The organism is uncultured Psychroserpens sp. (assembly GCF_947503375.1).
Classification (GTDB): Bacteria; Bacteroidota; Bacteroidia; order Flavobacteriales; family Flavobacteriaceae; genus Psychroserpens.
Window position 1 is genome coordinate 67,702 of the sequence record NZ_CANNDQ010000001.1, and the last position, 22,619, is coordinate 90,320.

General features: G+C 33.8%; 18 protein-coding genes. 12 read left to right on the forward strand and 6 right to left on the reverse strand.

Going from position 1 to position 22,619, the window contains the following annotated elements; genetic code table 11:
* Positions 1-6: 6 nt before the first annotated feature.
* Genes Q0876_RS00265 through Q0876_RS00275 form a run of 3 tightly spaced genes read left to right on the forward strand, consistent with a single transcriptional unit; the run spans position 7 to position 5,290 of the window.
* Positions 7-2,958 carry a GH92 family glycosyl hydrolase gene (locus Q0876_RS00265; protein WP_299222843.1) on the forward strand — a complete coding sequence of 984 codons (2,952 nt, stop codon included), beginning with the start codon at positions 7-9 and terminating at the stop codon, positions 2,956-2,958.
* A 9-nt stretch (positions 2,959-2,967) separates the two neighbouring features.
* Positions 2,968-4,296 (forward strand): sugar MFS transporter, encoded by a 1,329-nt coding sequence (locus Q0876_RS00270; protein ID WP_299222845.1) that lies wholly within the window; start codon positions 2,968-2,970, stop codon positions 4,294-4,296.
* Entirely contained in the window at positions 4,286-5,290 is a 1,005-nt protein-coding gene (locus Q0876_RS00275; RefSeq protein ID WP_299222847.1) for an isoaspartyl peptidase/L-asparaginase family protein, read from the forward strand. Before Q0876_RS00270 ends, Q0876_RS00275 begins: the two co-directional genes overlap by 11 nt.
* On the opposite strand, the gene Q0876_RS00280 is transcribed toward Q0876_RS00275, so the two are convergent.
* The gene (locus Q0876_RS00280; RefSeq protein WP_299222849.1) at positions 5,287-6,699 is read right to left on the reverse strand and encodes an aldehyde dehydrogenase family protein; all 1,413 of its coding nucleotides are present in this window, start codon (positions 6,697-6,699) and stop codon (positions 5,287-5,289) included. The two genes, Q0876_RS00275 and Q0876_RS00280, sit on opposite strands and share 4 nt — an antisense overlap.
* 172 nt (positions 6,700-6,871) lie before the next feature.
* Here Q0876_RS00280 and Q0876_RS00285 point away from each other — a divergent pair, with 172 nt between their 5' ends.
* Entirely contained in the window at positions 6,872-7,144 is a 273-nt protein-coding gene (locus Q0876_RS00285) for a hypothetical protein (protein WP_299222852.1), read from the forward strand.
* 61 nt (positions 7,145-7,205) lie between these two features.
* Here the strand turns inward: Q0876_RS00285 and cphA are convergent, their stop codons facing one another.
* Positions 7,206-9,839, reverse strand: coding sequence for a cyanophycin synthetase (cphA, locus tag Q0876_RS00290; protein WP_299222854.1), 2,634 nt, complete (start codon positions 9,837-9,839; stop codon positions 7,206-7,208).
* A gap of 106 nt (positions 9,840-9,945) precedes the next feature.
* Here cphA and Q0876_RS00295 point away from each other — a divergent pair, with 106 nt between their 5' ends.
* From Q0876_RS00295 to Q0876_RS00305, 3 genes are read left to right on the forward strand one after another with little or no spacing between them, the layout of a single operon-like run.
* A complete protein-coding gene (locus Q0876_RS00295; RefSeq protein ID WP_299222856.1) occupies positions 9,946-10,809 on the forward strand; it encodes a cyanophycinase in 864 nt (287 codons plus the stop codon).
* A gap of 43 nt (positions 10,810-10,852) precedes the next feature.
* Entirely contained in the window at positions 10,853-11,197 is a 345-nt protein-coding gene (locus Q0876_RS00300) for a hypothetical protein (protein WP_299222858.1), read from the forward strand.
* Positions 11,157-12,287: an HTTM domain-containing protein gene (locus tag Q0876_RS00305; RefSeq protein ID WP_299222860.1), complete on the forward strand. Its 1,131-nt coding sequence runs from the start codon at positions 11,157-11,159 to the stop codon at positions 12,285-12,287. The genes Q0876_RS00300 and Q0876_RS00305 overlap by 41 nt, the downstream gene beginning before the upstream one ends.
* Here the strand turns inward: Q0876_RS00305 and Q0876_RS00310 are convergent, their stop codons facing one another.
* Positions 12,288-13,217, reverse strand: coding sequence for an isoaspartyl peptidase/L-asparaginase family protein (locus tag Q0876_RS00310; protein ID WP_299222863.1), 930 nt, complete (start codon positions 13,215-13,217; stop codon positions 12,288-12,290).
* A gap of 99 nt (positions 13,218-13,316) precedes the next feature.
* On the opposite strand from Q0876_RS00310, the gene polA reads away from it, so the two are divergent.
* Positions 13,317-16,160: a DNA polymerase I gene (polA, locus tag Q0876_RS00315; RefSeq protein WP_299222865.1), complete on the forward strand. Its 2,844-nt coding sequence runs from the start codon at positions 13,317-13,319 to the stop codon at positions 16,158-16,160.
* A 27-nt stretch (positions 16,161-16,187) separates the two neighbouring features.
* Here polA and Q0876_RS00320 read toward each other — a convergent pair whose 3' ends face one another.
* Genes Q0876_RS00320 through Q0876_RS00330 form a run of 3 tightly spaced genes read right to left on the reverse strand, consistent with a single transcriptional unit; the run spans position 16,188 to position 17,687 of the window.
* Positions 16,188-16,616, reverse strand: a complete 429-nt coding sequence (locus Q0876_RS00320) for a hypothetical protein (RefSeq protein WP_299222867.1) — start codon at positions 16,614-16,616, stop codon at positions 16,188-16,190.
* A gap of 18 nt (positions 16,617-16,634) precedes the next feature.
* A complete protein-coding gene (locus Q0876_RS00325; protein WP_299222869.1) occupies positions 16,635-17,198 on the reverse strand; it encodes a hypothetical protein in 564 nt (187 codons plus the stop codon).
* 9 nt (positions 17,199-17,207) lie between these two features.
* A complete protein-coding gene (locus tag Q0876_RS00330; RefSeq protein WP_299222871.1) occupies positions 17,208-17,687 on the reverse strand; it encodes a hypothetical protein in 480 nt (159 codons plus the stop codon).
* 285 nt (positions 17,688-17,972) lie between these two features.
* Here Q0876_RS00330 and Q0876_RS00335 point away from each other — a divergent pair, with 285 nt between their 5' ends.
* The 4 genes from Q0876_RS00335 (at position 17,973) to Q0876_RS00350 (ending at position 22,619) form a co-directional block, all read left to right on the forward strand.
* Complete coding sequence (locus Q0876_RS00335; RefSeq protein ID WP_299222873.1) at positions 17,973-19,898, forward strand: tetratricopeptide repeat protein; 1,926 nt, start codon at positions 17,973-17,975, stop codon at positions 19,896-19,898.
* Positions 19,895-20,524, forward strand: coding sequence for a response regulator transcription factor (locus Q0876_RS00340; RefSeq protein WP_299222875.1), 630 nt, complete (start codon positions 19,895-19,897; stop codon positions 20,522-20,524). The genes Q0876_RS00335 and Q0876_RS00340 overlap by 4 nt, the downstream gene beginning before the upstream one ends.
* Before the next feature lie 165 nt (positions 20,525-20,689).
* On the forward strand, positions 20,690-20,989 hold the full coding sequence (locus Q0876_RS00345; RefSeq protein ID WP_299222877.1) for a UBP-type zinc finger domain-containing protein: 300 nt from the start codon (positions 20,690-20,692) through the stop codon (positions 20,987-20,989).
* A gap of 1 nt (position 20,990) precedes the next feature.
* Positions 20,991-22,619, forward strand: a complete 1,629-nt coding sequence (locus Q0876_RS00350; RefSeq protein ID WP_299222879.1) for a cyclic nucleotide-binding domain-containing thioredoxin-disulfide reductase — start codon at positions 20,991-20,993, stop codon at positions 22,617-22,619.

A 22,619-nucleotide genomic window follows, 5' to 3' on the forward strand; every position in this document is an offset into this window, starting at 1 on the left:
CAGTTCATGAGACTTTTCATCTTTGTGGCTATAATGGCTTTGGTATTTGTTCGTTGTGATAAAAGTCCTTCAATTAAAGTTGCCCGAAAAGACAATACCTTAATTAGTTATGTTAATACATTTATAGGAACTGGTGGTCATGGTCATACCTATCCTGGAGCTACCATGCCATTTGGCATGATGCAATTAAGTCCAGATACAAGACTTGATGGTTGGGATGGTTGTTCAGGTTATCATTACAGTGATGAGTATATTTACGGATTTTCTCATACACATCTCAGTGGAACTGGTGTTAGTGATTATGCTGATATATTATTAATGCCTACAACTCAAATTAATTTTAATAACGGAAGTGACGGTAAACCAGGTTATCGCGCACATTTCATACATGATAATGAAATAGCAGAACCTGGCTATTATAAAGTACTTTTAGACTCTACTGATATTCAAGTAGAATTAACAGTTTCAAAACGTAGTGGGATTCAAAAATACACATATGCATCAGCTGAAAATCAGTTTTTGGTTATAGACCTAGAGCATCGTGATGAATTGTTAGATTATAAAATCCAGTTGAAAAATGATTCAACAATTACTGGATTCAGACATTCTAAAGCTTGGGCAACAAACCAAAAACTATTCTATTCTATTCAATTTTCTAAACCAATAAAAGATATCACATATTTAGAAGATGGTATTCCAATTTCAAAAAATTATAAATTCCTTAGTAAAAAGGCAATCATTGAGTTCAATAACCCACAAAATGAGGCTGTTTCAGTAAAAGTTGGTATTTCTGCTGTTGATGTAAGTGGAGCAACAAACAATCTAAAACAAGAAATAGGGCATAAAACATTTGAACAAGTAAAAGCTGAAGCGCAAAACATTTGGGAAACACAACTTGAAAAAGTAGTCGTAGAGTCTCAAAATAACAATTACAAAACCATTTTCTATACCTCCTTATATCATACCATGATTGCGCCTAACTTATATCAAGATGTAGATGGTAGATATCGTGGTATGGATTTAGAAATTCACAAAACCAAAGACTTCGATTATTATACTGTATTCTCTCTTTGGGATACGTACCGTGCAGCGCACCCACTATACACTATTATAGAACAAGATAGAACTAACGATTTTATCAATACCTTTTTAGCAAAATATGATGAAGGCGGTATTATACCCATTTGGGATTTAAGTGCAAACTACACAGGTTGTATGATTGGCTATCATGCAATTCCGGTTATTTCAGATGCTTATTTAAAAGGCATTCGTAATTATGATACCGATAAGGCTCTTGAAGCAATGAAACATTCTGCTACTAGAGATCATTTAGGCTTAGAACACTATAAAACGCTGGGTTACATTCCTGTAGAAAAAGAAAGTGAATCTGTTTCAAAAACTCTTGAATATGCTTTTGATGATTGGACCATTTCTGAAATGGCAAAGGTAATGGGAAGAGACAAAGACTATTCAACTTATGCTAAAAGAGCACAGTATTACAAAAATATTTTTGATCCTGAAACAAAATTTATGAGAGGTCGCTTTAGAAATACGTGGTTTGCTCCTTTTGATCCTTACGAAGTGAATTTTAATTACACTGAAGCCAACGCATGGCAATATAGTTTTTATGTTCCTCAGGATATTTCTGGATTTATTCGTCTTTTAGGTGGAACGTATGAGCTTGAAATGCAATTGGACAAATTGTTTACTGCAAAAGCAGAAACTTCTGGCCGCAGTCAAGCAGACATCACTGGTCTCATTGGACAATATGCGCATGGTAACGAACCAAGTCATCACATAGCTTACCTTTATAATTTTATAAATAAACCTCATAAAACTCAAGCAAAAGTTCATCAAATATTAACCGAACTTTATACCAACTCACCTGATGGAATTTCTGGAAATGAAGACTGTGGGCAGATGAGTGCTTGGTATGTATTTTCATCGTTAGGGTTTTATCCTGTAACACCTGCTTCAAATCAATACATAATTGGTTCACCTCTATTTGATAAGGCAACTATTAATCTTGAGAATGGAAAAACATTTACTATTTCAACTCAAAACTTAAATTCCAATAACATATATATTGCAAACGCTTATCTTAATGGTAAAAAGCTGGAAAAAAGTTACATAACCCATAATGATCTCATGCAAGGTGGTGTCTTAGAATTCTACATGACTAATACGCCTAGTACTTGGGGAAGTCTCGAGCAACAACAACCTGTAACTGAAATTTATGAACATCTTATAACTCCTGCGCCTTTTATTGCTGAAGGCAATGTAGCTTTCAAAGGTAAAACAAAAGTAACTTTAGGGATTATAGAATCTAATACAGAAATTTTTTATAGTCTTAATGGTTCAGAATATAAATTATACACTTCTCCATTTACTATTTCTGAAGATACAACACTTAAAACATATGCTATTGACATTCAAGGCAACAAGAGTGCTAACTTAGAAACCAAATTTTACAAAATAGATCCTAACCTATCCATTGAATTAGAAACAAAATATGCCAACCAGTATAATGCTGGAGGAGATGACGCTTTAATTGACGGCATCTTTGGTACTCAAGATTTTAGAACTGGAACTTGGCAAGGCTATTGGGATAAAGATGTGATAGCTACAATAGATTTAGGTAGTATAAAACCTATTGATAGTATAAGCGTCAATTTTCTTCAAGACCAACGCTCATGGATTTTTTATCCAACTGAAGTAGAATGCTATATATCTAATAACAAAAAAAGCTTTTATAAGAATCTTCCAAAACAAATTATAGATACTAGAAAACCATCAGAAGACCCTGAAATAAAAACACTTCACTTCTCTATGAATGGTTATAGTGCTAGATATGTAAAAATAGTCGCTAAAAAATTAGGCAAACTACCCGATTGGCACCTAGGACATGCGTACGATGGAAGAAGCTGGATTTTTATTGATGAAATTTCAATTAAATAATTAAATCATATGAACCAACAAAAATCCTATCGCTCGTCTTTTATTTTATTAACGACTTTATTTTTCCTTTGGGGATTTATTACTGTTTTGGTAGACTCTTTAGTTCCGAGGCTTCGTGAATTATTTACATTAAGTTATGCACAAGCCATAATGGTACAATTTGCCTTTTTTGGTGCTTACTTGGTGTTGTCTGTACCAGCTAGCTACATCCTTTCAAAAATTGGTTATAAAAAAGGGATTATTTTAGGACTTCTTACTTTAGCTTTTGGGTGTTTACTATTTTATCCAGCTGCTTCATATAGAGTTTTTGGAATATTCATCATCGCTTATTTCATAGTTGCTGGAGCCATAACAATACTTCAAGTAGCAGCCAATCCCTATGTTACAGTTTTGGGTTCTGAAGCAGGTGCTTCAAGCCGATTAAATTTATCACAAGCTTTTAACTCACTTGGAACTGCAATTGCTCCTGCAGTTGGTGCCTTATATATTTTAAGCGATAGTGTAAAATCTGAAATTGAAATTGCCAATCTTACAGGAAAGGCTAAAGAATTATATTTGGCTTCTGAAGCCTCAGCCATTCAAAAACCCTTTTTAGGCCTAGCAGTATTTATCGTTTTAATTGCTGTGATATTTCTGTTTTCAAAGCTGCCTAAAGTTATAAATGAAAAATCTGAAGGCACTTACGCTCAGGTTTTCAAACAAAAAAATCTCATGTTAGGCGTTTTAGGTATTTTCTTTTACGTAGGAGCTGAAGTATCAATAGGCAGCTTTTTAGTAAACTACTTCCAAGACATGAACATGTATTCGATGATAAAAGAAAGTCCGATTTTGATAACTATTGCAGAGTTTGTAGCAAAAGTATTTCAAAGATCTCTTGAGGGAAGTGATGAAAAAGCACTTCTTGGTATTTTTGTTATGTTTTATTGGACTGGCGCCATGGTTGGTCGCTTTTTTGGATCATACCTCACCAAGATCATGAAACCAGGAAAGGTTTTAGGCATTTTTGCAACTTTAGCTATTTCATTAATATTGCTTTCGGTAAGTACCGTAGGTTTGATAAGCATGTGGAGTATTTTAGCTGTTGGATTATTCAATTCTATCATGTTTCCTACAATTTTTGCCTTAGCTATCGAAGGTACAGGAGAATTAAAGCCAAAGGGTTCAGGTTTATTATGTATGGCAATCTTTGGTGGCGCTATAATTTCAAAAATCTGTGGAGAACTAATTGATTTCGCGGGATTCAAAATTGCATTTATAGCAATAACTTTATGTTATGCTTATATTCTTTGGTTTGGTTACAAAAATTCTAAAACTATTATAATTCAACATGAAGCGTAGACATTTTATAAAAAACGTGTCACTAACTGGCGTCGGACTTGTTGCTGGAAACGCAATGCTAAATTGTGCAGAGAACAACTCAGAAAAAAATGAAAATGAAACTATTATGACAAAAACCAATTCTAAATTTCCTATCGCTATTTGTACTTGGGGTTTTGCAAATGCAAATGCTAAAGCTGGCGAAGCGCTATCAAAAGGAGTTAAAGCCTTAGATGCAGCTATTATTGGTGTTAGTGTGGAAGAAGAAAATCTAAAAAATACTACTGTTGGTAAAGGCGGCACACCTGATAGAGAAGGAAATGTAACACTTGATGCTTGTGTTATGGACAGTAATGGAGATTGTGGCGCTGTAGTTTGTGTAGAAAACATTACCAACGTTGCTCTATTAGCTAAACAAGTAATGACCGAAACACCTCATGTTATATTGGCGAGCAAAGGCGCTGAGGAATTTGCATATCGACAAGGGTTTGAAAAAGACAATCTTTTAACTGAAGATTCAAAAAAAGTTTGGGAAGAATGGTTAAAGTCACCTGAATATAAACCACTCATTAATATAGAAAATCATGATACTATCGGCATGCTTTGTTTAGATAATGATGGCGACATTGCTGGTGCATGTACAACATCTGGGCTCTCTTATAAAATGAAAGGTCGCGTAGGTGACTCGCCAATCATAGGTTCTGGTTTATTCGTAGACAACGAAATTGGTGGAGCAGTTGCAACAGGTATGGGAGAAGAGGTTATAAAAACTGTAGGTAGTTTTTTGATTGTCGAACTTATGAGAAGTGGAATGTCTCCTCAAAAAGCATGTGAGGAGGCCGTCCATAGGATTACTAACAAAAATGATAAGTACAAAGGTTTTCAAATTGCATATATAGCTATAAACAAAGCTGGTGATACTGGATCATACAGCATTCATAAAGGGTTTACGTATATGAGATACCAAAATGGTAAAAATGAAAATATCCATTCAAGCTATTTTAACAAGATTTAAAACCACTTTATGGCTATTTCAGCAATTTTTTCTTTAAGTCTATTATAAGGTGGAAGTAATAGATATAATGGTCCTAGTGTATGTTTTTTAAGTACCGAACGAGCATTAGAGAACTCTTGGAACCCAAAAAATCCATGTGCTTTACCAATACCACTATTATTTGAACCGCCAAAAGGCAAATAATGATTAGAATATTGTATCGCATTCGTATTTATACAAGTACTACCAGCTCTTGTATTATTAATTATTGTATTAACGACCTTTCTATTCTTAGCATATATGTATAAGGCCAAAGGCTTTTCTTTTGAATTGACATAATTTATAGCCTCTTCAATAGTTTTGTATGCCTTTATTGGAAGTATAGGTCCGAAAATTTCTTCATTTAAAAGCTTTGCATCTTCAGCTATGTTAGAAATTAAAGTAGGTGCCATATAGTTTGAGGAAACATTATGATCTCCTCCTAATTCAATAGTAGCCTTATTAGATACTGCATCTTCAATATATGAAACTAAACGTTTTAAGTGCTTTTCATTGACGATGCGACTGTAAGATTCAGAATCTTTTGGATTTGCAGAATAATAATCTAAAACTTTTGATTTAAACGCCTTAACGAACTCATCTTTTATAGATTCTTGAATTAGCACATAATCTGGCGCAATACACGTTTGCCCATTATTGAGAAATTTCCCCCAAACAATGGTTCTAATTGCAGCTTTTATATTTGTGGATTCATGAATTATGGTGGGCGATTTGCCTCCTAGCTCTAAAGTGACAGATGATAGATGCTTTGCAGCAGCAGCCATTACAATTTTACCTACGGTAGGAGACCCTGTGAAAAAAATATGGTTAAATGGTAATTTCAACAGTTCCTTTGCTACATCAACTTCTCCTTCAATAAGTGCCACCTCAGATTCATCAAACACATTTTTAACAATTTTTGCCATAACAGTAGATGTATTTGGTGTCATTTCTGAAGGCTTTAAAATAGCAGTATTTCCAGCAGCTATAGCTGATACTAATGGCCCAAAGGTTAATGTCAAAGGATAATTCCATGGCGAAATAATTAAACAAACACCTTTTGGCTCGCTTTTGATGTAGGACGATGTTCCTAATAAAGTTAGAGGCGTGTCTACGTGTTGCGGTTTTAACCAAGATTTTAAGTTTGAAATTGCATATTTAATCTCCTTTACAACCAAATATATTTCAGTAAGGTCTGTTTCTAGCTTAGGTTTTCTGAAGTCTTTATAAATAGCATTTTCAATTTCGGTTTTATATTCTTTTTCAAGGGCAAACTTTAAAGCCTTTAATTTTCTCAAACGTATTTTATAAGTGGTTTTACCGATAGCATATTGATTACTTTTTTGTAAATCGAATAACTTTACATACCTATTATCTGAATAATCTGTCATTTAATCTTGAACGTTTTTATTGGGCTGCGAGCCGTTTTTATGTATTTCATCGATGTTTTTTGCTAAGGATTTCATCTTGTCTAAAAATCAATCACTTCATCTAAAATATTCATTGTCAGTTGAAATGTGTTGTTTCTTTGGCATGAGTTTAAAAATAACATCTCAAACGATTATGAAAAAAGTATTAACCATATTAGCCTTTATTATTTTACCTTTCCTTTGTACAGGACAGGAAGCTAATACAGATATCAAAAATAATGATACTGTTGAAACTGTAGTCGAAAAGAATGATGAAACTCAAAAAGTGAAAAAAGAAACTACAGCAGCTTCTACTATTAAAGCTCAGGTTATTAAAATTAATCGTAAAAAAAGCACAGATATTATAAGTATTAAAGCTTACAGAAAGAGTTTACAGATTAAAGTAAAAACAATCAAACTTTGCTAATTAGTTTTTTAAAATAGATTAAAAACCCGAAACATATGTTTCGGGTTTTTTTATTTTCTCTTTATGAGAAGGTCAATTCGCCCTTTGCTTCTTTCTCTTTAAACTGCTTCACTAAATCTAATGCATCAGGAATTACATCGCTACATAAAATAATTAAAGACCCTTTAACTGCATTTTTTACAGCATAGGTAATTGCCTCTTTTTCAGAAGGAATAATAGTCGTTTTCTTGTTAGGGTCTCTCTTCTTAATTCCGTCATCTAACATCTTAATCAGTTCTTCTTCCGTTTTTCCTCGTAATCGTTTGTCTTGACGGATAATGATTTCATCAAACATATCAGCCGCAATGGCTCCCATTTCATTATTGTCTTCTACTCTTCGATCTCCAATTCCAGCAATGATCCCAACTTTTACAGTAGCTTCTAATTCGTCTGTGAATTTTTGTAAAGCTCTCATTCCTGCTGGATTGTGAGCATAGTCTAGTAATATAGTAAAATCATTAAATTCAAATAAATTCAAACGACCAGGAGTTTGAGAAGCAGAAGGTATAAATGTTTCCAATCCAGCCTTCATATCTTCAATACTGATACCTCTAACATGCGCTGCAAGGATTCCTGCCAATACATTTTGAATCATAAATTTAGCTTTCCCACCATAGGTCAACGGAATATTCTCTGCTCTCATAATTCGCATTTTCCACTCACCTCTGCAAATAGTAACATATCCATTTTCATAAACTGCTGTAATGCCGTTTAAGCGTTGCATGGCTTTTATCCTTGGATTATTTTCATCCATAGAAAACAGTGCCACATTACAATCTACACTTCTTCGCATGTCATAAACGAGGTCGTCATCGGCATTTAAAATTGCATAGCCCTCAGGTAATACGGTTTCAGGGACAACCCCTTTTACTTTAGCGAGCTGTTCTATAGTATGGATACCTTTTAGTCCTAAATGATCTGCAGCTACATTTGTTACTATAGCAACATCACATTTTTTAAAGCCTAAACCTGCTCGTAAAAGTCCTCCTCTGGCACATTCTAAAACAGCAAAGTTTACTGTAGGGTCTTTAAGCACAAATTCTGCACTAGCTGGACCAGTACAATCTCCAGTCATCAATAATCTGTTTTGAATATACACACCATCACTTGTTGTATAACCTACACGATAACCTTTCATCTTAGCAATGTGAGAAACTAATCTTGAAGTTGTTGTTTTTCCATTAGTTCCAGTAATAGCAACTATAGGAATACGTCCAGTATCGCCTTGCTGTGGAAATAGTTTATCTATAACTGGAGCTGCTACATTTCTAGGTAATCCTGTAGTTGGTGCTAAATGCATTCTAAATCCAGGGCCAGCATTTACTTCTAATACTGCTCCTCCCGTTTCTGAAAGTGGTCTCGTAATATCTGTAGTCATAACGTCAATTCCACAGATGTCTAAGTCTATAATTTTTGAAATACGTTCAGCCATTGAAACGTTAGCAGGATGAACGATATCTGTAACATCTTCAGCTGTGCCACCTGTACTCAAGTTAGCAGTATCTTTAAGAATAAGCATTTCGCCTTCAGCAATAATAGAGTCTAAAGTATAACCTGCATCTTTTATTATGGTTTTAGTTAAATCGTTAACCGTGATTTGTGTCAATACTTTTTCGTGACCATAGCCACGTCTTGGATCTTTATTAACCTCATCAATCAATTCTTGAACCGTAGATTTTCCATCTCCAATAACATGAGCAGGAGTTCGTTTAGCGGCAGCAACGAGTCGGTTATTAATCACTAACAAGCGGTAATCTTCTCCTGTTATATATTTTTCAACGATTACTCTTCGAGATACTTCTTTTGCTGCATTAAAAGCAACTAGTGCTTCATCATAATTTTGAATATCAACAGTAATACCTCTTCCATGATTACCGTCAATTGGTTTTATAACTAATGGATAACCAACATATCTACAAGCATCTTCAAGACTACGCTCTCTACTGATGATATCTCCTCTAGGTACTTCAACCTCTGCTTGTTCTAACAAATATTTAGTATCTTCTTTATCACATGCCAATTCTACACCAATACTACTCGTTTCGCTAGTTACAGTTGCTTGAATACGCTTTTGATTAGCACCGTAACCTAACTGACATAACGAATATTGATTTAGCCTAATCCAAGGAATACCTCTACTAGCTGCTTCTTCTACAATAGATCCTGTACTTGGCCCTAAGCGCTCTCTTTCACGCAATTCTCTCATGTGCTGTATATCATCATCCATATCATAATCTTCACCTTTAATCAATGCCTCACAAATGGCAACAGCTACTTTAGCGGCATAACGTCCTACACTTTCCTCAATGTAAGAGAACACTACGTTATAAACACCTTTCTCACCATAACCTCTAGTTCTTCCAAAGCCAGTATCCATTCCTGCTAGGGTTTGAATCTCTAAAGCAATATGCTCAATAATGTGCCCCATCCAAGTACCTTCTTCAACACGCTCAAAAAAACCTCCAGGAGTACCTACAGAACATCTATGAGAATACATTGATGGAAACATTTTCTGTAGACGTTCAGAAAAACCTGGCACTTTATTAGAAGGATACTCTTCCATACCTTCTAAATCCAGAACCATTACTATTAATTTATGTCGTCTAACTGACCAATAGTTTGGTCCTCTCATGGCATTAATTTCGCGTATTTTCATATTGATTGGCTTTTAGTTTATTTTAATCGAAAGATTATAAATATAACATTTTTCAATAAAAAAATTAGTTTATTTTTGCCTTATATTCAAACTACAGAATAGATTTATGCAGAAGATTAAAGGAACTCTTATTCCGATAGGTGGAAACGAGGATAAAGGCATTGAGGCCGATGAAATGTATACTTTAGAATTTATTGACGAAGGTATATTATATCATGTTGTAAAGGAAGCAGGAGGTGTAGACGCTAACATCGTTATTATTCCTACAGCGTCAAGTATTCCGGTTGAAGTTGGTGAAAATTACTTAACTGCCTTTGCCACTTTAGGTTGTAAAAATGTTGAAGTATTGGATATTCGTTCTAAAGAAGATTCAGAATCAGAACACGCTATCTCATTAATTAAAAATGCTAATTGCATCATGTTCTCTGGTGGCAACCAATCAAAGATCACAGACAAAATAGGTAACACAATTATTCATCGTATTCTTGTTGATCGCTATCAAAATGAGTCTGGATTTGTTATTGCAGGAACTAGTGCTGGCGCTATGGTTATGGCTAATGAAATGATTGCTGGTGGTAGTGCTACAGAATCATTTATCAAAGGTGCTGTAAACATGTATAAAGGTTTGTGCCTAATTCCTGAGCTAATCATTGATACTCATTTTATTAGAAGAGGTCGTTTTGGCAGACAAAGTGAAGCTGTAGCTAAATTCCCTAAACTCATAGGACTAGGTTTAGCAGAAGATACAGGTATGATTATAAAAAACGGGAACGATTGTACTGTTATAGGTTCTGGAATGGTGATTGTTTTTGATGGGAGTACGCTTACTCACAATAATGAAAAAGTGTTACAAGAAGGCACACCTATGACCATGGCTAATTTAACGGTTCATGTTCTCTCAAATGGAGATCAATACGATATTAAAAACAGAAAAGTAACCGTTCTTCCTATTGAGGCTCCTTTTATCTAGTTTTTTTTAAAGATTTTAGTAATTCGTATATTTTTATACCTTGATGAAGGTAAGGTTTATTATAGGAATTATTTTTCTCCTACTACAGGTAGGCTCTATTGTATACGCACGCTATATTCCTGAGCGTTTTTTTTGTTGGGCTCCTTACGATAGTCATATAAAATTTGAAGTATTTACAACAATTAACGGTAAAATGCTAACGCCAAATGAAGCCTATCATCGTTATAGGTATAAGACCAATGGTTGGGAGCAACGCTCTATCAACAATATTTTCTCGTTAATTTCTCAATATGAAAGCACTTATGGGAAAGAAGATAATGCAACCGTCATTGTTAAATACTCAACCAATGGTCATAAAGAACTTGAATGGAGATATAAAAATGATTGATCTAAAAGCATTTATAAAACGTCCATTTCAATTTGAAGGCACGCCTATGCATCCAAATGTATTGTTGATGTGTAAAATTATGGTTTTATTGCTGGTAGCACATCATATTTTTTCAAAAATAGACGATCCTTATATTCCATTTATACCTGCCTTAGATCATTTGAACGACTACCCAAATCTTTTCAAATACAGCATGAGAAGTTTATTTGTTTTAAGTGCTTTCGCTTTACTTTTTAACCTAAAGGTTAGAATTGCTAGCATAATCATTGGTATTGTTATAATTATTAATATGTTAGCATCTAAGCCTGTATTTAATAATCATACATTTATTTGTGCCTGTGCGTTATTTTTAGCTGGATTAACAAATAACAAGCAAACACCTTACTTACTCATACTTCAATTAAGTCTTGTGTATTTTGGTGCATCCATAAATAAGTTTTTAGAGGCAGATTGGTGGTCTGGTGCTTTTATGGATAATTGGTTAGGAAACGCTAGAGAAAACCCAATTTACTTATATGTTTCTAAATTTTTACCCGAACTAGTCTTAGCCAAATTATTATCGTACGTTGCCATGTTTACAGAGTTTGCTATTGCTATACTACTACTATTTAAACGAACACGAAATTTAACGATTTGGTTTATCATAATATTTCATGTTAGCTTATTTACGTTAACCTCATTCAGGTTTGGTCATTTTATCGAGTCATTGATGATTACGCTTCTTGCTTTTTTATCAATCCCAAAACAGCAGCTAGATATTAATTATGATACTCCTAAACTAAAGCCTTTAAAATTAGTCTTTAACTGGTTAGATTTTGATGATAAACACGTATGGAAGCCTATTGCCTTCCAAAACTCAAAATGGTTAAGTCTTACTATAAAAAGTAAAACGATTTACAATCATGAAGCATTAAAGGATATACTTTTATATACTCCAAATTTTTTTATGTTACTTTTCTTTATAGATAGTGTAATCTATATCCTTCTTTATAATCACAGAACAGTGTTATTTATAATTAATGCACTATTTATTTGGAGTATGATTTTTTACTTTTTACCTATTAGTTGGCACAAATTAAAAAAGAAATAACTACTTATAGATTGCTATGGTTTCTTTTCCATTAGAGGTTTTACATGCACGATACATGCCTTCAGTATTGAATGGCATAGCTATATTTCCTTTGGCATCTACAGCAATCAAACCGCCATCACCACCAATACTAAGAATTCTTTTTTGAATAACTTCATCTGAGGCCTCTTGCAAACTCATCCCTCTATGTTCCATCAAACAGGACACATCATAAGCTACAACACCTCGTATAAAAAATTCGCCACTGCCTGTACAAGAAATGGCACAAGTAGCATTATTAGCATAATTACCAGCTCCAATCATAGGCGAATCTCCTACTCGTCCCCATTTTTTATTAGTCATTCCTCCAGTGGAAGTAGCGGCAGCAATATTTCCTTCTTGGTCACAAGCTACGGCACCAACAGTTCCAAATTTTGAATCTTTTTTAGTTGAATGATCCAATTGAAAACTATCTGTGCCTTTAATTTCAAGCCATTGTTTATGTCTAAATTCATCATAAAAATAACTTGGTTTCTCTATTTCATAACTCAATTCTTTCGCAAATTGCATAGCACCTTCTCCAGCTAAAAAAACATGCTCACTTCGTTCCATTACATCTCGTGCTAAACATATTGGGTTTTTAATTCCAGTTATCAAACTTACTGCACCAGCATTTAAGGTCTTTCCATCCATAATACTAGCATCCATTTCATGAGACTCTGTAGCTGTAAAGACAGAACCTTTTCCTGCATTAAAGAGCGGTGAATCTTCTAAGAACTTAACAGCTACTTCAACAGCTTCAATAGCTGTTCTACCCTTTTCTAAAAAAGTATAGGCCGCATCTAAAGCGGTTTTCAAATCATGTTTGTATTGTGTTTCCAGTTTTGGAGTCATCATGCCTTTTACGAGTGTTCCGGCACCACCATGAATTGCTATAGAAAAATTTTTCATCTGTTATATTTTACTTCGGAAAATTACAAATTGTCAATGAATTTGTTCCATATAAACGCATAAGTTTTTGTAGCTTTATAAACTTCAAAAAACAATCCGATGTCAAATCAAAAACGCCTTTTTCTAGTTGATGCCTACGCACTCATTTTTCGTGGGTATTATGCATTTATAAAGAACCCAAGAATCAATTCTAAAGGAGAAGACACCTCTGCTATTATGGGATTTATGAATTCCTTATTAGACGTTATAAAGCGAGAGCGTCCTGATCACCTCGCTGTATGTTTTGACAAAGGCGGAAGTGTCGATCGTGTAGAAATGTTTGAGGCCTACAAAGCTAATAGAGATGAAACTCCTGAAGGTATTAGAACAGCTATACCTCATATTTGTGAAATTTTAAAAGCCATGCATATTCCAATTATGGTTAAAGAAGGTTATGAAGCAGATGATGTTATTGGCACCTTATCACGTCAAGCTGAAAAAGAAGGTTATAAAACATACATGGTAACTCCTGATAAAGACTTCGCACAGCTAGTTACTGAAAACATTTTTATGTACAAACCTGTTTTTGGTGGTGGTTATGAAACTTGGGGAATTCCAGAAGTACAGAAGAAATTTGAAGTTGAAACACCTATGCAAGTGATTGATTTTTTAGGAATGATGGGGGATTCAAGTGACAACATCCCAGGACTTCCTGGTGTTGGAGAGAAAACAGCAAAGAAATTCATTCAGCAATTTGGTAGTATGGAAGGCTTGCTTGCCAATACCGATCAGCTTAAAGGAAAAATGAAGGAAAAAGTTGAAGCAAACGGAGAGCTAGGGTTATTATCAAAAAAACTAGCAACTATTATGTTAGATGTTCCTGTTACTTTTGATGCTAAAGACTTTGAACTTGATCATCCTGATATTGAAAAAGTAAAACAGATTTTTCAAGAGTTAGAGTTTAGACGACTTACTGATAATTTTTTGAAAACATTCGCTAAAGAAGTTGTAACGCATCCATCTGAAACACCAAAACAAAAAGAAACACCAAAACCGACATCGAAAACGCAAAAGTCTGCTGGAGCTGGTCAATTTTCATTATTTGATTCAGAGAATGCCTCTTCAAATGAATCTACTTCAGAGTACACTAGAACGACAGCTAAAACTACATCACATTTTTATCAAAGCGTGACTTCTGGAATGGCTACAAAACTATTTGTTAAAAACTTAATGAATCAAACTTCGGTCTGTTTCGATACGGAAACTACTGGACTTGACCCTTTGATTGCTGAACTCGTAGGTATAGCCTTTTCATGGGAGGCAGGTAAAGGGTTTTATGTGCCTTTTCCAGAAGACAAGGACAAAGCACAAGAACTTATGGAAACCTTGCGTCCATTTTTTGAAAGTGACAGTATTGAAAAGATTGGTCAAAATCTAAAGTATGATATTAAAGTTTTAGCAAAATATAATATTGAGGTTAAAGGAAAGCTTTTTGATACGATGCTGGCACATTACTTGATTAACCCAGACATGCGTCATAATATGGATGTGCTTTCTGAAACCTACTTGAACTACACTCCTATTTCTATTACTGAATTAATTGGAAAAAAAGGGAAAAACCAATTGTCGATGCGAGACGTTCCACTAGATCAACAAACTGAATATGCTGTTGAAGATGCTGATATTACTTTACAATTAAAAGAGCATTTTGAAAAAGAGCTTGGTGAAGCCAATACTAAAAAATTATTTGACGAAATTGAAGTGCCGTTATTACGAGTGTTGGCAACTATGGAACTAGAAGGAATAAATCTCGATAAAGATTTTTTAAATGCATTATCTGTAGAGCTTGATAATGATATTGCAACTTTAGAGAAAAGTATTTACGATATAGCTGGTGAAGAATTCAATATTGCATCACCAAAACAATTGGGTGTGATTTTATTTGAAAAACTAAAATTAGTAGATAAGCCAAAAAAGACAAAAACTGGACAATATTCTACTTCAGAAGATGTATTGAGTTATTTAGCAAAAGATCACGACATCATACGAAGCATCTTAGAATTTAGAGGCTTATCAAAGTTAAAAAGCACTTATGTAGATGCTTTACCTCAACAAGTGCTTGAGAGCACAGGTAGAGTACATACAGATTACATGCAAACCGTTGCTGCAACAGGTCGTTTAAGTAGTAATAATCCTAATTTACAAAACATTCCTATTCGAACTGAACGAGGTCGCCAAGTTCGAAAAGCGTTTATTCCTAGAAGTGAAGCATACACTTTACTTGCTGCCGATTATTCACAAATAGAACTTCGTATCATTGCTGCTCTAAGCAAAGAAGAAACTATGATTGATGCCTTTAAGAATGGTGAAGACATTCATGCCTCAACAGCTTCAAAGGTATTTAATGTTCCTATTTCCCAAGTTACCAGAGAACAACGTAGCAATGCTAAAACGGTTAATTTTGGGATCATTTATGGCGTATCTGCATTTGGATTAAGTAATCAAACCGACTTGTCTAGAACTGAAGCCAAAGCGTTAATTGACACCTACTATGACACCTATCCAAAATTACGAAGCTTTATACATGACCAAGTAGATTTTGCTCGTGATAATGGATACGTTCAAACGGTCTTAGGTCGTCGTCGTTATTTAAAAGACATCAATTCTCGCAATGCTGTCGTAAGAAGTGCAGCCGAACGTAATGCTGTGAATGCACCTATTCAAGGAAGCGCTGCAGATATTATAAAAATAGCGATGATTAATATTTACGAAAAATTAAAAGCAAGTAATTACAAATCTAAAATGTTGTTGCAAGTCCATGATGAATTGGTATTTGATGTGTATAAACCAGAATTAGAAACAATGAAGACTTTGATTAAAACTGAAATGGAAAATGCGTATACATTAGAAGTCCCTCTTGATGTAGATTTAGATATTGGAGATAATTGGTTAGAAGCGCATTAAATTATATGTTTACAAAACATAATTCATCTAGAATCCTTCAAACTCAAGATCAAAATTTTCACAGTATATAATACGTCTTGGTGTATCTTCAGGAAATGGCCTGCTAGTTGTTCTTACATTTATATTAGCATTGGCTATGGTAGTATCGTCACTTGAACGCTGTACACGTACATTAATACTTTCACCATCCTCAACCAGCACATTAATAAAACCCTGAGCGCCTTCTGAATTAATAGAAGCATCAACCTGAATGTCTCTGTAAGAAACAATAAATATTACCTGAGGCTCCTCTGGATAGCAGAAACCACTTCCTGCTGGCCCTGAATTATTCTGTAAGGTTACCAGATTTATTGTACGTTCTGGTTCATCATCTTCGTCATCATCTTCATCACAAGTGAATGCTAACAAAAAAGGAGTCATTAATAGAAAGAAAATTATAGGTTTAAATGTTTTCATAATAGAAATGAATGTTGTTTACAAATTATCCAAGTTTGGTTTAATCGTAACAATTGCTGTAATTGAAACATCAGTTACAAAACGTACAGGATTATCTGATACTGAACCAGAATAATAAAATGCCATAACATCAAACAGAGTAAGTGCTGCATTCACATTTGAAAAATCACCTTCAAGAGTATACAACGTATTATTTTCATCGGCTTGCCTCAAATTGGTGACAACTGTATCAAATTCATCTGTTCCTTGTCCAACAGCTACAACAATTTCCCCTTCTACAAAGGCATCATCATTTCCAACCACATCTTTGTAGAAATATCTTACTGATGTAATTTGAATTTTAGTAATCTCATCGGGACTTCCAAGAAATTCAGCGACATTAGGGTCATTTCTAAAATCCCATAACCCAGTATTAGACTGAAATTCAACAGCATCTTGAGAAGCGTCATTAGGCACATTCACTTCTAATTCAGTGACAAAAGTTGTTTCTACGTCAAACTCTTCCTCAAATAGCTCCTTAGCTTCATCACAACTTAAGCCAACAAAAATGAATAGAATAGATATGTAATGATGCTGTCTCATAAATAGTTTTTATAATGGACATTGTACAAACCCTTCAATAGGTTCTTCCTCACCTGTATCTGTATTTATAACAGTTCCGTTAAAACGAATACTAGAACTTGTGCCTGTATCTGTAAGATTAACTGTTCCTGAAAAACCGAGATAAGTATCTACAGCGACACCATTTGAAGCCACTTGCAGAATGAAATAGACATTACTTGGCTGGTCTAAATTATCTCTTAAATTAAACGTTCCTGATCTACAAACACCTTCATGGCTTATAGCAATTGTATATGATAAGCCATCTCTTTGATAAAAGGCCGAATAGGTACAACTGATATCTAATCCATCATCAGATTGAATATTACAACCACCATTGCCATCATTGGTAGTATCTAAAAAGTTGATGAAGTTAGCATTGGTATTATCAGAACCATCGTCATCATCACTACAACCACCACCTTGTAGGAATATAAAAAGTGGCATCATAAGTAATAGTTTAATCTTCATGATTGTCTAGTTTAAAGGGTTATGTAACAAAACTATTACTGATAAAAAGCAATTCAAATACCTAATTATAGGTATATGATACGGGATAGACTTAGCCTAGTTTTGTTATAAATACTTGAATCATGAAATCAATTTTATCACTTTAAATAGAACAAGTTACACAGACATCTCTACATTAAAATTTCTTGTAAAAACAATAAAACATCATGTAGTTCATGGCAAGTCATAATAGCTAACTCATAATACAATAATGTGTATCTTTAAATTACAATCCAACCAGTCATTGTGAAAACAAATTTTTACATCATATTTCTATTCTTATGTAGTTTTTTACAAGCGCAGAACGAAACAGTAGATAGTTTAAATTTGAAATTAACTAAAACCAAGTCATCATTTGAAAAAGCTAAATTAAACCTGCTATTAGCAAAAGCCTATGAGCGTATTGATTTAGTAAAGGGAAAAACCTATACGTACAATGCATTACAATACAAGTATAATGACTCTTTACTAGCCGAAATTAATAATCAATTAGGACGTTTTCATTTTTTTACTGCGCAATTGGATTCTGCGACCTACTACTTTGAAAACACTATAAAATTACTTCGAGAATTAAATGATAAAAAACGGATTGCTATTGTAAATATAAGTCTTGGAGCTATTCAATTGCGACAAGGTGATTATAATAGAACCATTACTACGCTTACAGAAAGCGCTCGGTTTTTTGAACAAACTGATGATGCGCTAAATGCCGCTAAATGCTACAGTAATATCGCTAGCGCTTTTGCTGAACTAGAACTATTCCCTAAAGCTATTGAGTATAGTGAAAAAGCACTTGAAATATTTGAACGTTTAAATCAAACCCAATTTAGGTTAATTACATTACCAAATTTAGCAACTCAATATTATAAAAATGGAGACACTTTAAAAGCTATTGATTATAATGCTAAAGCAGAGTTAATTGCAACAAGTATTGGAGACAAGCGATCTCTATCAATTATTTACAATAACTTAGGTGATCTATATTTAGAAAAAGACATTGAAAAAGCAAAACAATATCTTGAAAAAACACTTGACCTAAAAAACGAACTCAATCTCAAATCTGGTATTGAGGTCGCACAAAGCAATTTAGGGTATATCTACCTAAAACGTAAGGACTATAAAACAGCCATTTCATATTTCAATGCTGCAGAGCAAAATGTCAAAGGGAAGCAATTAGTTGTTGTATATAATAATTTACGAGACGCCTATAAAGGTCTTAGTCAAATGAATAAAGCCTTAATTTATTCTGAAAAATCAAATCGCTTAAACGATAGTATTCTGAATTCTGATAGTCAAAAGAATTTCATTGAAGTACAAACCAAATATGAAACTGAAAAAAAAGAAAAAGAAATTCTTCAGCTTAAAACAGAAAATCTAGAAGCCAACTACAAGCGTAAACAAAACAGAAACCTCTTACTTGCTTCATTATTTGCATTGATTCTTACAATTCTGTTCATTTATTTTCTGCAAAAAAACGCAAAACGAAAGCGTATCATTATGGAACAAAACTTAACCATTCAAGAGCAAGATTTTAATCAGCTTTTAAAGTCTCAAGAATTAGAAGGTATTGATGCTATTTTAGACGCACAAGAACTTGAACGTTCAAAAATGGCAGCAGATCTGCATGATAATTTAGGAAGTAAAGTAGCCACATTAAAACTGTATCTTGAAAGTTATGATGATAAAGAAGATTTTTTTGGATTTTATAACAAGTTGAAAAAATTAATGAACGACACTTACAACGAAATAAGGAGTATCTCTAAAAATAAAAACTTCGGAGCACAAATTAGCAAAGGGCTAATCCCTTCTACTAAAGCTATTGCAAAGCAAATCACTGATTCAAAAAAAATAGATATCAAAGTAATCAATATCGATGTAAGCAAACGAATTGAAAACACGCTAGAAATTCAAATATTTAGAATTATTCAAGAACTACTTACCAACATCATAAAACATTCAATGGCAACTGAAGCTATCGTGCAATTTTCAGAACAAGATGAAATACTAACGATTATGGTTGAAGATAATGGTATCGGATTTAACATTAAAGATCCTAAAACTGGTATTGGCCTGATCAATATTGAACAACGCATTGAAAAAATTGAAGGAGATTTTGTTATTGACACTTCAAAAGGAAATGGTACAACCGTCATCTTAAACATTCCATTATGACCATAAAAGTTATTATAGCAGACGACCATCAATTATTCATTGACGGTATTAAATCTATTCTATCAAAAACAATAGACATTGATACTATTGGTGAAGCTAGTAATGGATTACAAGTCATAAAATTGTTAGAAAACGATATAATCCCAGATGTGATTCTTACAGACATTAGAATGCCTATCATGGATGGCATTTCTTTAACAAAGATTATCTCTAAAAATTATCCACAATTAAAAGTCTTAGCATTAAGCATGTTTGATCAAACCATTGATGTTATAGAAATGCTAGAGGCTGGTGCAAAAGGGTATGTTACTAAAAATGTAGACAAGTCTGAACTAGTTTCTGCACTTCACACACTTGTAAAAGGGGATTATTTTTTTAGTGCTAACTTACCAGAAAACATACAAGACTGGTTTCAAAAAGAAAACAAATATGTAAAAGACACGCAACTTACAAAACGAGAAACTGAAATTCTTCACCTCATTGTTAAAGGGCGCACCTCATTGCAAATGGCAAAACATTTGAAGCTAAGTAAATATACCATTGACACTCATAGAAAAAACATACATAAAAAGTTAGGCATAAAGAGTAATACAGGTTTAGTAAACTATGCTTTGAAACATCTTTAACTCTATAAAACTAATACAGTTGTAATATCATTTCAAAAGCTGATGAAAATGATCTTATAACTCTTGAAGAACTTAAGATAAAAAGAATTGCTTATATGAGTTCAATAGTATTTCATTCTAAAAAATCATAACTCTTAATTTTAATCTATCATTCACTATCTTTACATGACCTATAAGAAAGATATGATGTCAGGATTTAAAAGAAAAACATGTCAACATTTAAGTACCATTTCAGAAATAAAGAAGCCCCAAACTTATGAATGTCAAGAATGCATAAAAACAGATGACAAATGGCTCCATTTAAGAACATGTCAATCTTGTGGTCTAACACTATGCTGTGATAGCTCTCCAAATAAACATGCAAGTAAGCATGCAGCTTCTCATGATCATCCTGTAATCATTTCTGCCGAACCAAATGAAAACTGGTTATGGTGTTACGAACATAAATTAATAAGTAAGTATTAGTATGAAAGACCCTCGTTTTCCAGAATTAACACATCAACAAGTAAGTACTTTAAAACATTATGGTACTATTGAAAATTACAATAACTCAGCAAGAGTTTTTACTTTAGGGGATAACCTATATGACTTCTTCGTAATCTTAAAAGGAGAAGTTTATATTGAAGATCCTTACAATCAAACCATTATAGTAAAACACGGTAAATATGAATTTACTGGTGACAGCGGCATGCTATCTAATCGTGCTGCACAATTTCATGCTACAGCTCAACCAGATACCAGTTTGCTTCGTATCAAACCTAAAGCCTTAAAAGAAGTCATATCAAAACATAGTGATATAAGTGATGTGTTATTGAATGCCTTTTTACTACGACAACAAACTGTTCTCGATGAAATGTCTGGAGGATTAAAATTAGTAGGATCTGGAAAGTCCAATGCTACATACAGAATACGAGACTTTTTAGAAAAAAACCATATTTGGCATAACTTTATTGATACCGATAACCAAGAAGACGCTGTAGAACTTCTAAAAAGTTTTAATCTCACTGAAACAGATTTACCTATATTAATCAATAGCGATTCGAAAGTATGTAAACAACCTTCTATTGATCAACTAGCACGATATAGTGGAGTATTGATGGATTTTGAAGATAAGGTTTTTGATGTATTGGTCATTGGCGCTGGACCTTCAGGTTTAGCTGCAAGTGTATATGCTGCATCAGAAGGGTTAAGCGTTGTTACTATTGACAGTGAAGCTCCTGGTGGCCAAGCGGGAAAAAGCTCTAAGATTGAAAACTATTTAGGTTTTCCAACAGGAATTTCGGGAGGAGAGCTGGCCAACAGAGCCTATGTACAAGCTCAAAAATTTGGTTGTAACATCTCTATTCCGCATCGTGCAAAACATCTAGAATATGATAATCACTGTTTTACAGTTTCTGCAACCAACGATAAAATTATAAAATCAAAAACGGTTATAGTTGCTACTGGTGCTGCATACAGGCAATTACCTATAGCTAATATCAATGAATACGAGGGCAGTGGGATCTATTACTCTGCAACAGGTATGGATGTGAGTAATTGTTTAGACCAACCTGTTGTTATAGTAGGCGGTGGAAATTCTGCAGGTCAAGCAGCAATGTTTTTATCTAATTATGCTAAGGAAATATATGTAGTGATAAGAGGAAATAACCTAGGTTCTAAAATGAGCGATTATTTAGTTCAACGATTAGAAGCCTCAGAAAAAATTCATATTTTGAAGAATACAGAAATTATAGAACTCAAAGGTAATCATCACTTAGAATCTATTATTGTCAATTCTAACAACACTAAAAAAGAAATGCAGATTTCCAATGTGTTTTCATTTATTGGCGCACAACCAAACACCAAATGGATGAATGATATTGTTGCTACAGATGATAAAGGGTTTATTTATACTGGAGCATCACTTACAAAAGGAAATCTAATGAAATGTGATATCTATTCTAACAGAGAACCACAATCGTTAGAATCTAGTATTCCAGGAATTTTTACAGTTGGAGATGCTAGACATGGCTCAGTTAAACGTGTTGCCTCAGCTGTAGGTGAAGGTTCTATGGCTGTAAGTCAAGTTCATCGGTATTTAGCAGATATAAGCTAG

What these genes read in the sequence shown, in the direction of transcription:
- Q0876_RS00330 (WP_299222871.1), bottom strand. Translation starts at nt 17,687, where the DNA reads ATGAAGATTAAACTATTACTTATGATGCCACTTTTTATATTCCTACAA.
- Q0876_RS00350 (WP_299222879.1), top strand. Translation starts at nt 20,991, where the DNA reads ATGAAAGACCCTCGTTTTCCAGAATTAACACATCAACAAGTAAGTACT.
- Q0876_RS00275 (WP_299222847.1), top strand. Translation starts at nt 4,286, where the DNA reads ATGAAGCGTAGACATTTTATAAAAAACGTGTCACTAACTGGCGTCGGA.
- Q0876_RS00325 (WP_299222869.1), bottom strand. Translation starts at nt 17,198, where the DNA reads ATGAGACAGCATCATTACATATCTATTCTATTCATTTTTGTTGGCTTA.
- Q0876_RS00310 (WP_299222863.1), bottom strand. Translation starts at nt 13,217, where the DNA reads ATGAAAAATTTTTCTATAGCAATTCATGGTGGTGCCGGAACACTCGTA.
- Q0876_RS00295 (WP_299222856.1), top strand. Translation starts at nt 9,946, where the DNA reads ATGCAGAAGATTAAAGGAACTCTTATTCCGATAGGTGGAAACGAGGAT.
- Q0876_RS00305 (WP_299222860.1), top strand. Translation starts at nt 11,157, where the DNA reads ATGGTCATAAAGAACTTGAATGGAGATATAAAAATGATTGATCTAAAA.
- Q0876_RS00270 (WP_299222845.1), top strand. Translation starts at nt 2,968, where the DNA reads ATGAACCAACAAAAATCCTATCGCTCGTCTTTTATTTTATTAACGACT.
- Q0876_RS00340 (WP_299222875.1), top strand. Translation starts at nt 19,895, where the DNA reads ATGACCATAAAAGTTATTATAGCAGACGACCATCAATTATTCATTGAC.
- Q0876_RS00345 (WP_299222877.1), top strand. Translation starts at nt 20,690, where the DNA reads ATGACCTATAAGAAAGATATGATGTCAGGATTTAAAAGAAAAACATGT.
- cphA (WP_299222854.1), bottom strand. Translation starts at nt 9,839, where the DNA reads ATGAAAATACGCGAAATTAATGCCATGAGAGGACCAAACTATTGGTCA.
- polA (WP_299222865.1), top strand. Translation starts at nt 13,317, where the DNA reads ATGTCAAATCAAAAACGCCTTTTTCTAGTTGATGCCTACGCACTCATT.
- Q0876_RS00320 (WP_299222867.1), bottom strand. Translation starts at nt 16,616, where the DNA reads ATGAAAACATTTAAACCTATAATTTTCTTTCTATTAATGACTCCTTTT.
- Q0876_RS00280 (WP_299222849.1), bottom strand. Translation starts at nt 6,699, where the DNA reads ATGACAGATTATTCAGATAATAGGTATGTAAAGTTATTCGATTTACAA.
- Q0876_RS00300 (WP_299222858.1), top strand. Translation starts at nt 10,853, where the DNA reads ATGAAGGTAAGGTTTATTATAGGAATTATTTTTCTCCTACTACAGGTA.
- Q0876_RS00265 (WP_299222843.1), top strand. Translation starts at nt 7, where the DNA reads ATGAGACTTTTCATCTTTGTGGCTATAATGGCTTTGGTATTTGTTCGT.
- Q0876_RS00285 (WP_299222852.1), top strand. Translation starts at nt 6,872, where the DNA reads ATGAAAAAAGTATTAACCATATTAGCCTTTATTATTTTACCTTTCCTT.